We start from the raw sequence: 12,767 nt of genomic DNA, 5'->3' as shown, positions 1-12,767 counted from the left end.
CCCCTTGAGGCTGACCTGATCCACCTCGACGAACACGCTGGTGCGTTGCGTCTCGGTGGGGGGACGGGTGTAGCAGGCACGGGGCGTGATCTGCAGGGCGCCGAACTGAACCGTCTCGTCGATATAGACGTCGAAGGTCGTGATCCGCCCGGTGATCTTGTCAAGGCCCGAGAACTGGGCAACGGGGTTGGCGATGGTCTCGGCAAGTGCGGGCGTGGAGCACAGCGCGGCCGAGAGCAGCACCACCCGGGCGAGAACGGATGCCGTCAATGCACTGCTCGTCGACAATGGCGGGGGAAGAGATCGGCGACACATCCGAGCGAACGGCGCCCGGTGCCAGCCACGCGATCCGGTACGCAGGGGAGCGCCAGCAGGACCTGCACCGATCTACTCGGGCGACCAGGCATCATAGTCGCCCGTGACACGCGGCCGCTCGCCCTTGCCCAGCAGGCTGCCGTCTGGCCGATAGGCCGCCGACGTCCCGGTGAGATTGGGGTGATGTGGCTTCTGCCATGGCCGGGCCGAATAGCGCTGCTCCGTCGGCGGCGTTGCGGTGCGGTAGTGCATCCACCCATACCAGCCGGGCGGAATGGCCGAGGCCTCCGCGACGCCGCCAGCGTAGACCACCATGCGGCGCTCGTAGCCGTTCGGCCCCGGCTCCGAGCCGGGCTTGGACCGGTAGTAGCGGTTGCCGGCTTCGTCGCTGCCGACATACTCGCCGTGAAGGGCCACCCAGAGCCGGGTACCCCAGGTATTGCCGCGCCACCAGGCGAATATCTCGAGGAGGAAGTCTTTCCAGCTGAAATCGCGACCGTCGCTTGCCATACCGTTCGTCTCATCGCCTTGCCGGCGGGTCGTTCCCCGCCGCTTGGCATGCCTCTACCACGGGTTGGGCGTGTGCGCCTAGCACCAAACACCGGGGCCCCCGCACCGCTAGATGTGGTGGGCCGAGGGGCGCCGCGGGGCTCCCTATCGACACCACGGATGTGACAGAAATAATGCGCTTGACAGCTTTCCCACGAAAATCGCTCGGCCGCTTAGCCGCCGTCCTTGAACCTCGCGTGCCGTCCGAACATGGCGCAAGAGTGGCGAGTTTGCTTGGGCTTAAGATCGAATCCGGCTGTGGCCCAACAAGCCCCGGAGGACGAAATTGACCAGGACGAGCGACGAATCGCACTTCCGCCTTTTCCCCGCAATTCACATATGACACACTGGATTTAGGCGTAACGCGATCGCGGCGCCACTATGGGTTGTGTCTCGACGGTATGTCGCGGCATTGACCGACTCGATGAGAAAGGCCAACCATTTTCGGGTTGCGTCGTTCCTGTCGGACCACGCAATGAACGGCATTCGCAGCCCGCGACAGATCGGTGCACGAGGCCAAAGGGGCTCATTCGATCGTCGCGGCGGTCGGCTGGAACAGCGTCAAACATACAGGCGGAAGCCGCCATGGTGCGGCGCGCGGGCATTGCTGTCCGCGAAACTTGGGGATTGAATAACGAATGCGCATCGAACGTCGGTACACCAGGGCCAACGCAGGCGCCTATCACGGGATCGAATTCCGCTCCGCCACGAGCGAGATTCGCAACCCCGACGGCTCTGTCGTCTTCAAGCTCGAAGACATGCAGGTGCCCTCGACCTGGTCGCAGGTCGCTTCCGACATTCTCGCGCAGAAGTACTTCCGCAAGGCGGGCGTCGCCACCGTGCTGAAGAAGGTGGAGGAGAACGACGTCCCCTCCTGGCTCTGGCGCTCGGTGCCGGACGACAAGGCCCTCGCCGCGCTTCCCGAGGCCGCACGCTTCGGCTCCGAGACCGATTCCCGGCAGGTCTTCCATCGGCTGGCCGGCACCTGGACCTACTGGGGCTGGAAGGGCAAGTATTTCGATGCCGAGGAGGATGCGCTCGCCTTCTATGAAGAGCTCTGCTTCATGCTGGCCACGCAGCGCGTCGCACCCAATTCGCCGCAATGGTTCAACACCGGCCTGCACTGGGCCTATGGCATCGACGGTCCCGGCCAGGGGCATTTCTACGTCGACCCCTTCACCAAGAAGCTCGTGCAGAGCAAGTCCGCCTACGAGCACCCGCAGCCGCATGCCTGCTTCATCCAGTCGGTGAATGACGATCTCGTCAACGAGAACGGCATCATGGACCTGTGGGTGCGCGAGGCGCGCCTGTTCAAGTACGGCTCCGGCACCGGCACGAATTTCTCCAAGCTCCGCGGCGAGGGCGAGCGCCTGTCCGGCGGCGGCAAGTCGTCGGGCCTGATGAGTTTCCTCAAGATCGGCGACCGCGCCGCGGGCGCGATCAAGTCGGGCGGCACGACCCGGCGCGCCGCCAAGATGGTGGTGGTCGACATCGATCACCCGGACATCGAGACCTACATCAACTGGAAGGTGAAGGAGGAGCAGAAGGTCGCCGCGCTCGTCACCGGTTCCAAGGTGGTGTCCCGGGCCCTCAAGGCGATCATGAAGGCCTGCGTCAATTGCGCCGGCCCCGGCGACGACTGCTTCGACGTCGCCAAGAACCCGGCGCTGAAGCGCGAGGTCCGCGCCGCCAAGAAGGCCCTCGTGCCGGAGAACTACATCTACCGCGTCATCCAGTTCGCGCGGCAGGGCTACACCGACCTGGAGTTCCCGGTCTACGACACCGACTGGGACAGCGAGGCCTACCTCACCGTCTCCGGCCAGAACTCCAACAATTCCGTCCGCGTCACCGACGATTTCCTTAAGGCTGTCGAGACCGACGGCACCTGGAACCTGACCGCCCGCAATTCCGGCAAGGTGACGCGGACGCTGAAGGCGCGCGAGCTGTGGGAGCAGATCGGCTATGCCGCGTGGGCTTCCGCCGATCCGGGCATCCAGTACCACACCACCATCAACGAGTGGCACACCAGCCCGGCCGCCGGCCCGATCGTCGCATCGAACCCGTGCTCGGAATACATGTTCCTCGACGACACGGCCTGCAACCTCGCCTCGGTCAACCTGCTGCCCTATCGCAACGCCGATTCGAGCTTCGACGTCGCCGCCTTCGAGCACACCTGCCGGCTGTGGACGGTGGTGCTCGAGATCTCGGTGATGATGGCGCAGTTCCCGTCGCGGGCCATCGCCGAGCGGAGCTTCGAATACCGCACGCTGGGCCTCGGCTACGCCAATATCGGCGGGCTGCTGATGACCTCGGGCATCCCCTACGACTCGCCGCAGGGCCGCGCCATCGCCGGGGCCATCACCGCGGTGATGACCGGCGTCTCCTATGCCACCTCGGCCCAGATGGCTAGGGAACTGGGCCCTTTCGCCGACTACAAGCGCAACGCCCAGCACATGCTGCGCGTCATTCGCAACCATCGCCGGGCCGCCCACGGGCTCACCTCGGGCTATGAGGGCCTGTCGATCGATCCGGTGGCGCTGGACCATGCCAATATCGGCGATGCCGAGCTCGCAACCCGCGCCAGGGCGGTCTGGGACGAGGCGCTGGCGCTTGGCGAAAAGCACGGCTATCGCAACGCCCAGGTCTCGGTGATCGCCCCGACCGGCACGATCGGCCTCGTGATGGATTGCGATACCACCGGCATCGAGCCCGACTTCGCGCTGGTCAAGTTCAAGAAGCTGGCCGGCGGCGGCTACTTCAAGATCATCAACCGCGCCGTTCCCCCCGCCCTTGCGACGCTGGGCTACAGCCCGGCGCAGATCGCCGAGATCGAGGTCTATGCGCTCGGCCACGGCAACATCAACCAGGCGCCCGGCATCAACCCGGCCTCGCTGCGGGCCCGCGGCTTCACCGACGACAAGATCGAGGCGCTCAACAAGGGCATGGCCTCGGCCTTCGACATCAAGTTCGTGTTCAACCAGTGGACGCTCGGCGCCGATTTCCTCAAGTCGCTCGGGGTCACCGACGCGCAGCTCGGTGACATGAGCTTCGACCTCCTCAGCTTCCTCGGCTACTCCAAGAAGGACATCGAGGCCGCGAATATCCACGTCTGCGGCGCCATGACCCTCGAGGGCGCGCCGCACCTCAAGGCCGGGCACCTGCCGGTGTTCGATTGCGCCAATCCGTGCGGCAAGATCGGCAAGCGCTACCTGTCGGTCGACAGCCACATCCTGATGATGGCCGCGGCGCAGCCCTTCATCTCGGGCGCCATTTCCAAGACCATCAACATGCCCAACGAGGCGACGGTCGAGGATGCCAAGAACGCCTACATGCTGAGCTGGCGCCTGGCGCTCAAGGCCAACGCGCTCTACCGCGACGGTTCGAAGCTCAGCCAGCCGCTGAACGCCGCGCTGCTCGCCGACGAGGAGGACGAGGAGGACGACGCGGTCGAGACGCTGGTCGCCGCCAGCCAGATGGCGCGCGTCCCGCAGGTCACCGAAAAGATCGTCGAGCGCATCGTCGAGCGGGTCTCGCGCGAGCGCGAGAAGCTGCCGAACCGGCGCAAGGGCTACACCCAGAAGGCCAATATCGGCGGCCACAAGGTGTACCTGCGCACCGGCGAGTTCGACGACGGGCGGCTGGGCGAGATCTTCATCGACATGCACAAGGAAGGCGCCGCCTTCCGCGCCATGATGAACAACTTCGCCATCTCGATCTCGCTCGGCCTGCAATACGGCGTGCCGCTCGACGAGTATGTCGAGGCCTTCACCTTCACCCGCTTCGAGCCGGCCGGCATGGTGATGGGCAATGACCGCATCAAGAACGCCACCTCGATCCTCGACTACATCTTCCGCGAGCTCGCCGTCTCCTATCTCGACCGCGAGGACTTGGCGCATGTCCATCCGGACAGCCCCACCGCGCTCAGCAAGGCCGACGAGGGCGCCCGCCCTGCCCCGGTGCCGGCGCAGAACCTCGTCTCGCGCGGCATGACGCGCGGCAAGGTCAAGGACCAGAACCTGATGCTCGTCCCCGGCGGCCTCACCACCGCGCAGGGCTACAACCCGGTGGCGGCGATGCAGACGAGCACGGTGACGGCGCTCAAGACCGCCAACGCCCTGAAGGTCGAAACCTCGCCGACGGCCCTCAACGCCGCCGAACTCCACCCCATCCCCTCCCCGCCCCCCAGCACCGACCCCCACGCGCTCCGCGCCCAGGCCCAGATGCAGGGCTACACGGGCGACCAGTGCAGCAACTGCAACTCGATGCGGATGAAGGTGAGCGGCCACTGCATGGTGTGCGAGGACTGCGGCACGACGACGGGGTGTAGCTGAGGGGGGCCTCCTCAGCTCATCACCAGGGGGCTCGACCAACAGTCGGCCCTCAACGCGTTGCCAGATGTCTTCAACAAAATAGCCTTTTGCACGCGACTGCAATACACTGACGCGAGCAGATTGGGCTGAACGCAGTGCTACATGCTGAAGTACCTCGCTGAGGGCCGCGTTATTCCTGAGCGGACTGTCCTGAGCCTGCCAACGGTCCAGGGCGATATGATACTCTGGGACGGAAAACCGTTCACGTTCAGAATCTCGCTGGTTCTGTCAAGAATATTCGTCCTGATCGATGCGCCAGACAACATGTCTATCGCCGACATTCGCAACTTGCTGTTTAGCTTGCTTGGCGACGTGACAAACCTAATCTGCTTCAAGCAGGTATTTGGGCTTTCCTATGAGATCGATTCGATAACACGCATCGACGACGGTTACAGCGAGGTACTCGGGGTCGAAGGCTATGTATTCGACCGACTGGACGAGGATAGTGGCTTGTTTACGTTTCGGACTATACGTAAGGGGGACAACTATTCGGTGCCGGTCGAGATGCTACAGGATATGCATTTTACCCGCGCTGCTTTTGAACTGCGTTGCGCGATCCACTACCCTCACTTTACAGCATTGCATTGCCGACTAGCAATCGAGGCGATCCGCAACGCGTTTCCGGGAGACACTGAAAGTATTCAGTGGGCATCTATGCGAACGGCGCTAAAGATCGACCGTTCTGCATTCTTGTCGTTCAAATCTGCTGCAGATGATCAAAGGCATGGCCGAAACAGGGACCAAACGTGGGAAGAACGGAAGAAGGCGATGCAAGTCGCTTGGGAAACGGTAAATCGCTACATCCTCCACAAAAATAATGACCCAGCACTCGATGCAGCAGTGATGCTCGCATAGCCAAGAGCTAGGCATCTCACAGCCACCCCCGCATCCACCCGCCAGGTCCGTCTGTGCACCGACAGCCGTGCCTCGGGAACGGTTCGATGCTCTCTGCATCCCACCCACCGGGTCACCCCGGCGGAGGCCGGGGCCCATCCTGAAATGCTGCCCCACCCACCGAGTGTGCGGAGAGCACTGGGTCCCGGCCTTCGCCGGGATGACATCGAGTTCGGGGTTCGCGCCGTGCCTCCCCCCACCGGGTCGCCCCGGCGCAGGGCCGGGGCCCATCCCGAGATGCTGCCCCACGCACCGAGCGTGCGGAGAGCACTGGGTCCCGGCCTTCGCCGGGATGACATCGCGGTTGGGGCAGGCCTCCGCCGGTATGACACCGCGTTTGGGGCACGCTCCGAACTCTCCCTACCCACCGGGTCACCCCGGCGAAGGCCGGGGCCCATCCCGAGATACCTCCCCGCGCACCGAGCGCGCTGAAACCACTGGGTCCCGGCCTCCGCCGGGATGACATCGAGTTTGGAGCTCGCCCCCTCACCCCTCCCCGGTCAGTTCCGCATAGAGGTCGCGCCAGTCCGGGTTGTGCTCCTCGATCAGCCTGATCTTCCAGGCGCGCTGCCACTCCTTGATCCGCTTTTCGCGCACGATTCCGGCCTCCGGGTCCTCGTGCACCTCGTACCAGACCAGCCGCTTCACCCCGTACTTCTTGGTGAAGCCCTCGAACCAGTCGTTCTTGTGCTGCCAGATGCGAGCGACGGGGTTGCCGGTGAAGCCAGTATAGAGCGTGCCGTTCCTCCGACTTGCGAGGATATAGACAATGTAGGTCTTGGGTCCCATGCGGCTAGACAAACACAGCGGCCGCACGCTGTCACCGTCTGTCGGCACACACTCTGCCCACCCGCTTCGAGCTTGGGCACGCTCCACGCCCTCCCCACGCACCGGGTCACCCCGGCGCAGGCCGGGGCCCATCCCGAGATGCTGCCCCTCCCACCGAGGGGGCGGATAGCGCTGGGTCCCGGCCTCCGCCGGGATGACTCCGAACTTGGGGCACGCTCGGTGCCCTCCCGGTAGCGACCGAAGGATCGAAGAACAAACTTATCCCCCCTCCCTCGCCCGGCACTATCCTCCCCTCGTCCGCTGCACTCGAAAGCGCGATCATGACGAGTGATCGGTGCCGCGGAGGTTGGGAGGGTCGGCAGTCGTGCCGGTCCGGGCCCAAACCTGAGCCGGTAGGCCCTCACCCCGTGTCAGGGACGGAGGGCCGCGCCGCCGACAACCGCCACGGCCGGGAGACCATCCCCGGTCAACGACCACCTGCCTTCGGGCGGGGGAACGGCCTGCCCGGAAACGTCCGGTGTGGCGACACACCGTGGATCTGGCCCGGGGGATGCGGTTCCGGGATCGGGCGGAGGCGCCGGGGACGATCCCGATATCCGCTCAGGCCAAGCCACGAACTCCCGGCCGGCCGGCGAGGCGTGAGCCTCACTAACCCTGCGGACTACCCGCGAGGGGCAAACGCCTCGCCGGTCCGTCGCCTTGCTCTTTGACATCCTCCGGGGCCGACGGCCGCCGGATGCATCCATTTGCCCCGATGGCTGCCACCCACGGGCGGAGGCCGGGGCCCATCCCGAGATGCCGCCCCACCAGCGAGCGTGCGGATAGCGCTGGGTCCCGGCCTTCGCCGGGATGACATCGAGCTTGGGGCTCGCTTCGTGCCCTCCCCACCCACCGCCGTCACCCCGGCGCAGGCCGGGGCCCATCCCGAGATGCGGCCCTACCCACAGAGCGTGCGGATTGCGCTGGGTCCCGGCCTTCGCCGGGATGACACCGCGTTTGGGGCTCGCTCCGTGCCCTCCCCACCCACCGGGTCACCCCGGTGAAGGCCGGGGCCCATCCCGAGATGCCGCCCCAGGCACCGAGTGTGCGGATAGCGCTGGGTCCCGGCCTTCGCCGGGATGACATCGAGCTTGGGGCTCGCTCCGTGCCCTCCCCACCCACCGGGTCACCCCGGCGCAGGCCGGGGCCCATCCCGAGATGCTGCCCTAACCAGCGAGCAGGCGATCAGTTCACCGTTGCTCCAGCCGTCGGCGCCGCCACCGGAGACGCCGCCGCTGCGACCTGCACCGGTTCGGGGCGCAGCCAGTCGCTCACGGCCACTCCGGCGGTGGCGGAAAGATCGTGCACGATGTCGCGGATGTTGGCCGGCGTCAGCAGGATGACGGCGAGGGCCAGGATGATGGGGAGACGCATGGCCGGAACTCCAACTGGAACTCCGGCAAGCATGCCGTCGATCGACTGAACCGCGGCTGAATGGCCGCTACAGCCCGCCGAAGCGGGTGCCGAGGCTGTCGGCGCGCTCGACCGCCTGCTTGCGCTGGTCGGCCGACGCGATCGACATGGCGTTGTTGAGCAGGTCGTTGATCCAACTCTCGTCCGAGGTGCCGACGGCGCGGCGCGACGCCACCGTCAGCCACATCAGGCCTTCGATCTGGTCGGGCGCGATGCCCTCGCCGTTGAACAGCATGTTGCCGAGCTTGGCCTGCGCGCCGGCATGGCCCTTGCGGGCGGCGAGGTTGAGCCAGCGGGCGCTCTGCAGCGGGCTGGCCCCGAGTTCGGCATCATCGAGGTAGAGTTCGCCCACCCGGTACTGGGCGTCGGCATCGCCGAAATAGGAGGCGGCGTGCAGGATGAGCTTGTTGGAATAGTCCTCGTTCTTCGGGATGCCCGCTTCCGGCAGCCCGGTGCGATAGTACTCGCCCACCTTGAGGAAGGACTGCGCCACGATGTCCGCCTCGAGCCCGCGCGGCGCCGTGTCGGCATGCTCGTCGGCGATCTGGCTGAAGTAGCCGAAGGCCTTGACCGGGTCCCGCTCGACGCCCTCGCCCGCCTCGTACATCAGGCCGAGCTGGTAGAGCGCCATCGGCTGGCCGGCCAGCGCGGCATCCTCGAGCGCGGCGATCTGGTCCATGGTGGAAATGCCGCCGCCGGCCCCATCCAGCTGGTTCGCCATGAACAGCGCCGCGTCGGCCGCCGTCTCGGGCGATGCCGGCAGGGCCGGCAGAACCCCCGATACCTGGGCCAGGCCCGGCGCGGCCGCGCCGGAGAACACTATTGCCAGAACCGCCGCGGCGGCCCGCACCGCTGCAAAACCGTTACGCACCGAGCTTGTCGACACCCTGTCCACCAACCACGTCCTCGTCCCGAAAGCCGTCCGCAGGCTCCTGTCGCTGCCCCCCGCATGAGGCAACGCTATCCAGCATATCGGCGGGGCTCACCGGCGATCCCGATCACCGTGTCCGGGTAATCACCCGCACCTGATGCCGCATCGCCTTGGTTCGTCCTCTGCTCCTTTTAGGGTCAGAATGTGGCGGGGCTCGTCAGCAAAAGGTTGATCGTCCGGGTGACGTGGCGGGATTCGAAATGGATGTTGCAGAATCGTCACAGCCGATTCATCTGCCGTTCAGGATCCCCCGGCCGCAGGCGAGGACGACGCGGCTAGAGCCACTTCCGGCTGCGCATCCAGAAGAACAGAGCGCCCCCCAGAACGGCCAGTCCGGCGGTGACGGCCCAGAAGGCAAAGGGGTTGTCGGCGAAGGGGATGCCGGCGACGTTCATTCCCAGAATGCCGCTGATCACCGTGAGCGGCATCAGCACCACGGTGACGGCAGCCAGCACCAGCATGGTCTGGTTCATCTGCTCGGCGCGGGTATCGAGGATCTGCTCGTGCACCAGCACGGCACGTTCGGACAGGGCCTGCAACTCGTCGCCGAGCCGGGCGGTGCGGCCCGCCGCCTCGCGCAGGCGGACGCGATCGCGGTTGCTGAGCAGCGGCAGTTCCTCGATCTCGAGGGTGGAGAGCACGTCGCGCTGCGGCCAGATCAGCCGCCGCAGGCTGATCAGGGTCCGCCTCAGATGCGCCAGCCTGGAGCGGGAATCGCTGCCGCGGGAGAGCATCAGCCCCTCCTCGATGGTATCGAGGCTATCCCCCATGCGCTCGATCAGAGGCTCCATCCGATCGGCGGCGCGCAGCGCCAGCCGCGCCACCAGATCGGCAGGAGTGAGCGGCGCGTGATGCGTCTGCTGCCACTGCGAGATGCCGAGGAACTCGACGATATTGAGCTCGGACGCGATGATGACGCGTCCCTTCTCCAGCCACAGGCTGAGCAGCTGCCGCCCGACATCCTCCGGCTCGGCGCCCGGACGCGCCACGCGCAGCACGACGAGCGCCTTGTCCTCGAACACGGTGCAGCGGCTGCGGGTCGAGGGCACGGTGATCAGGTCGGCGTTGAAGTCGCCCAGTTCCTTCTTCAGCCACACCTTGAATTCAGGGGCGCGGGAGTTGCCGGCAACGAGCGCGAACCCCTTGGGCTGCTGCGTGTACTCGAGCTCCTCTGCCTCGGTGAGCTTGCGCACCCCGCCACGGCCATCGAACTGCACGATGGTGAGCCAGTCCTTGACGGGCGGACGCTGGTTGCTGGCCGGCTGAGATTCACCCAAGACCGCCCCCGTCAGCTCAGCCGTGCCAGCGCCTCGGCAATCCGGTTGCGGCGATCGACCGCCTCGACCCGACGCTGCCGCTGCTCCTCGATCACCTCTTCCGGCGCCTTGGCGACGAACTGGGCGTTGCCGAGCTTCCTGTCGATCTTGTCGATTTCATCGTCCAGCCTGGCGACGTCGCGGGTCAGCCGGGCACGCTCGGCTTCGAGATCGATGACGCCGGCGAGCGGCAGCACGAACAACGCCTCGCCGAGGATCATCTGCGCGGAGTCGCGCGGCGCATCGTCGCTGTAGTCCACGCTCTCTAGACGCGCGAGCCGGGTCAGCGCCGACAGGTGCGCCTCGACCCGCGTGCCCGTGAGTTCGCCTGCCCCGACGACCAGCAGGCGCACCTTGGCTCCGGCGGGCACGTTCATCTCCTGGCGCACCGATCGGATGCCGGAAACGAGCGCGACCAGCCAGTCGAGTTCGGCCTCGGCCTCCTCGTCGTGCATGCCCTTGAGGTTGGGCCATTCCGACAGGATCAGCAGCCTCTCGCGTCGGGGCCCGACCTTGCCGGTCTCGGCCCACAGCTCCTCGGTGACGAAGGGCATGAAGGGGTGCAGGAGCTTGAGGATCTGGTCGAGGACAAAGGCCGCGGTTGCCTGCGTCTCCGAGCGCGCCGAGGCGTCCTCGCCGGAAAAGATCGGCTTGGCCAGCTCGAGGTACCAGTCGCAATAGGTGCCCCAGACGAAGTCATAGGCGGCGTTCGCCGCCTCGTTGAACTTGAACTCGTCCAGCGCCGCGGTCACCGCTTCGACGGCACGCGCGGTGGCGCCGACGATCCAGCGGTTGACCGCCAGCCGGTTATTGCGCGGGCTGAAACCGGTGAGCCGGATGCAGCCGTTCATCTCTAGAAAGCGCGCCGCGTTCCAGAGCTTGGTGACGAAGTTGCGATAGCCCTCGACGCGGCTCATGGCGAGGCGCATGTCGCGGCCCTGTGCCGCCATGGCAGCCAGGGTGAAGCGGGTGGCATCAGCGCCGTACTCGTCGATGAGCTTGAGGGGATCGATGACGTTCCCCTTGGTCTTGCTCATCTTCTGGCCCTTCTCGTCGCGGACCAGGGCATGCATGTAGACGGTATGGAAGGGCTCGGTGCCGGTGAACTCGAGTCCCATCATCATCATGCGGGCTACCCAGAAGAAGATGATGTCGAACCCGGTCACGAGGACGTGGGTGGGGTAGTATCTGGCCAGTTCCGGAGTCTTTTCCGGCCAGCCCAGAGTCGAAAACGGCCAGAGGGCCGACGAGAACCACGTGTCCAGCACATCTTCGTCGCGATGCAGCGGCACTTTGGAGTCGGCGATCTCGGCGAACGGGTCCTTCTGCTTGCGGATGGCCCAGGTCTGGGCGTTCAGCCTGTCCCGCTGCGTGGTGTCGAAGGCGTTGTAGGCCTTGACGTAGTCGATGGAGTTGAGCCCGCCGGAGTAGACCTCGATCTTGCGGCCGTAGTAGGCCATGGCCTGGGCAAGGGCCTCTTCCTCGCTGCCGGCCACGAAGCACTTCGGCCCGGCTGCCCCGTTGTTGAAGTCCGGATCCGTGTTCAGGCGCGGTCCGTACCAGGCCGGAATCTGATGGCCCCACCAGAGCTGGCGCGAGATGCACCACGGCTTGATGTTCTCCATCCACGCAAAATAGGTGTTCTCGTAGGCCTTGGGCACGAAACGGGTGCGGCCTTCGCGCACGGACGCGAGCGCCGGCTCGGCGAGCACATCGGCGCGCACGAACCACTGGTCGGTCAGGTAGGGCTCGATGACGATCTGCTTGCTCTTCTCGTCATAGGGGACCATGATCTTCTTGTCCTCGATCCAGACGAGAACGCCCATGGCCTCGAGTTCGGCGAGCACCTTGTCGCGCGCCTCGAAGCGATCAAGGCCGCGATAGGCGGCCGGCGCGTTGGTGTTCAGCCTGGCCGTGGTGGTGAAGATGTTGATCGGTTTCAGCCCGTGCCGCGCCCCGACCTCGAAGTCGTTGAAGTCGTGCGCAGGCGTGATCTTGACCGCGCCCGAGCCGAGTTCGGGATCGGCGTATTCGTCGGCAATGATCGGGATGCGCCGGCCGACGATCGGCAGGATCACCTGCCGGCCGACCAGGTGCCGGTAGCGCTCGTCGTCCGGATGCACGGCCACGGCCACGTCACCCAGCATGGTC

9 protein-coding genes are annotated in these 12,767 nt (G+C 65.9%); 2 read left to right on the top strand and 7 right to left on the bottom strand.

What is annotated here, in order from left to right:
- A partial coding sequence (locus tag ACE3TU_RS12195; protein ID WP_374624518.1) for a DUF2155 domain-containing protein occupies window positions 1-270 on the bottom strand: 270 nt, incomplete at its 3' end.
- A gap of 117 nt (window positions 271-387) precedes the next feature.
- Complete coding sequence (locus tag ACE3TU_RS12190; protein ID WP_374624516.1) at window positions 388-825, bottom strand: NADH:ubiquinone oxidoreductase subunit NDUFA12; 438 nt, start codon at window positions 823-825, stop codon at window positions 388-390.
- Between the two features lie 677 nt (window positions 826-1,502).
- Between ACE3TU_RS12190 and ACE3TU_RS12185 the strand changes: the two genes are divergently transcribed.
- Both ACE3TU_RS12185 and ACE3TU_RS12180 read left to right on the top strand, forming a co-directional pair.
- Window positions 1,503-5,195 (top strand): vitamin B12-dependent ribonucleotide reductase, encoded by a 3,693-nt coding sequence (locus tag ACE3TU_RS12185; RefSeq protein WP_374624514.1) that lies wholly within the window; start codon window positions 1,503-1,505, stop codon window positions 5,193-5,195.
- A gap of 141 nt (window positions 5,196-5,336) precedes the next feature.
- Window positions 5,337-6,089 carry a hypothetical protein gene (locus ACE3TU_RS12180; RefSeq protein ID WP_374624512.1) on the top strand — a complete coding sequence of 251 codons (753 nt, stop codon included), beginning with the start codon at window positions 5,337-5,339 and terminating at the stop codon, window positions 6,087-6,089.
- A gap of 525 nt (window positions 6,090-6,614) precedes the next feature.
- Here ACE3TU_RS12180 and ACE3TU_RS12175 read toward each other — a convergent pair.
- The 5 genes from ACE3TU_RS12175 to ACE3TU_RS12155 form a co-directional block, all read right to left on the bottom strand.
- The gene (locus ACE3TU_RS12175; RefSeq protein WP_374624510.1) at window positions 6,615-6,917 is read right to left on the bottom strand and encodes a GIY-YIG nuclease family protein; all 303 of its coding nucleotides are present in this window, start codon (window positions 6,915-6,917) and stop codon (window positions 6,615-6,617) included.
- A gap of 1,224 nt (window positions 6,918-8,141) precedes the next feature.
- Window positions 8,142-8,330 carry a hypothetical protein gene (locus tag ACE3TU_RS12170; protein ID WP_374624508.1) on the bottom strand — a complete coding sequence of 63 codons (189 nt, stop codon included), beginning with the start codon at window positions 8,328-8,330 and terminating at the stop codon, window positions 8,142-8,144.
- Between the two features lie 67 nt (window positions 8,331-8,397).
- Window positions 8,398-9,240 carry a tetratricopeptide repeat protein gene (locus ACE3TU_RS12165; protein ID WP_374624506.1) on the bottom strand — a complete coding sequence of 281 codons (843 nt, stop codon included), beginning with the start codon at window positions 9,238-9,240 and terminating at the stop codon, window positions 8,398-8,400.
- Window positions 9,241-9,575: 335 nt separating this feature from the next.
- Complete coding sequence (locus tag ACE3TU_RS12160) at window positions 9,576-10,577, bottom strand: CorA family divalent cation transporter (protein ID WP_374624504.1); 1,002 nt, start codon at window positions 10,575-10,577, stop codon at window positions 9,576-9,578.
- Window positions 10,578-10,588: 11 nt separating this feature from the next.
- Window positions 10,589-12,767: valine--tRNA ligase (locus ACE3TU_RS12155; protein WP_374624502.1), on the bottom strand; the 2,179-nt coding region annotated here is incomplete at its 5' end.

The organism is Devosia sp. (assembly GCF_041917035.1).
In the GTDB taxonomy this organism is placed as follows: Bacteria; Pseudomonadota; Alphaproteobacteria; order Rhizobiales; family Devosiaceae; genus Devosia_A.
The sequence above is the reverse complement of the archived record's forward strand: the minus strand, read 5'-3'. Positions and strand labels throughout refer to the sequence as shown.

Bases quoted from the DNA above. Each gene is read 5' to 3' on its own strand.
- ACE3TU_RS12190 (WP_374624516.1), bottom strand. From the start codon at position 825: ATGGCAAGCGACGGTCGCGATTTCAGCTGGAAAGACTTCCTCCTCGAG.
- ACE3TU_RS12185 (WP_374624514.1), top strand. From the start codon at position 1,503: ATGCGCATCGAACGTCGGTACACCAGGGCCAACGCAGGCGCCTATCAC.
- ACE3TU_RS12180 (WP_374624512.1), top strand. From the start codon at position 5,337: ATGCTGAAGTACCTCGCTGAGGGCCGCGTTATTCCTGAGCGGACTGTC.
- ACE3TU_RS12175 (WP_374624510.1), bottom strand. From the start codon at position 6,917: ATGGGACCCAAGACCTACATTGTCTATATCCTCGCAAGTCGGAGGAAC.
- ACE3TU_RS12170 (WP_374624508.1), bottom strand. From the start codon at position 8,330: ATGCGTCTCCCCATCATCCTGGCCCTCGCCGTCATCCTGCTGACGCCG.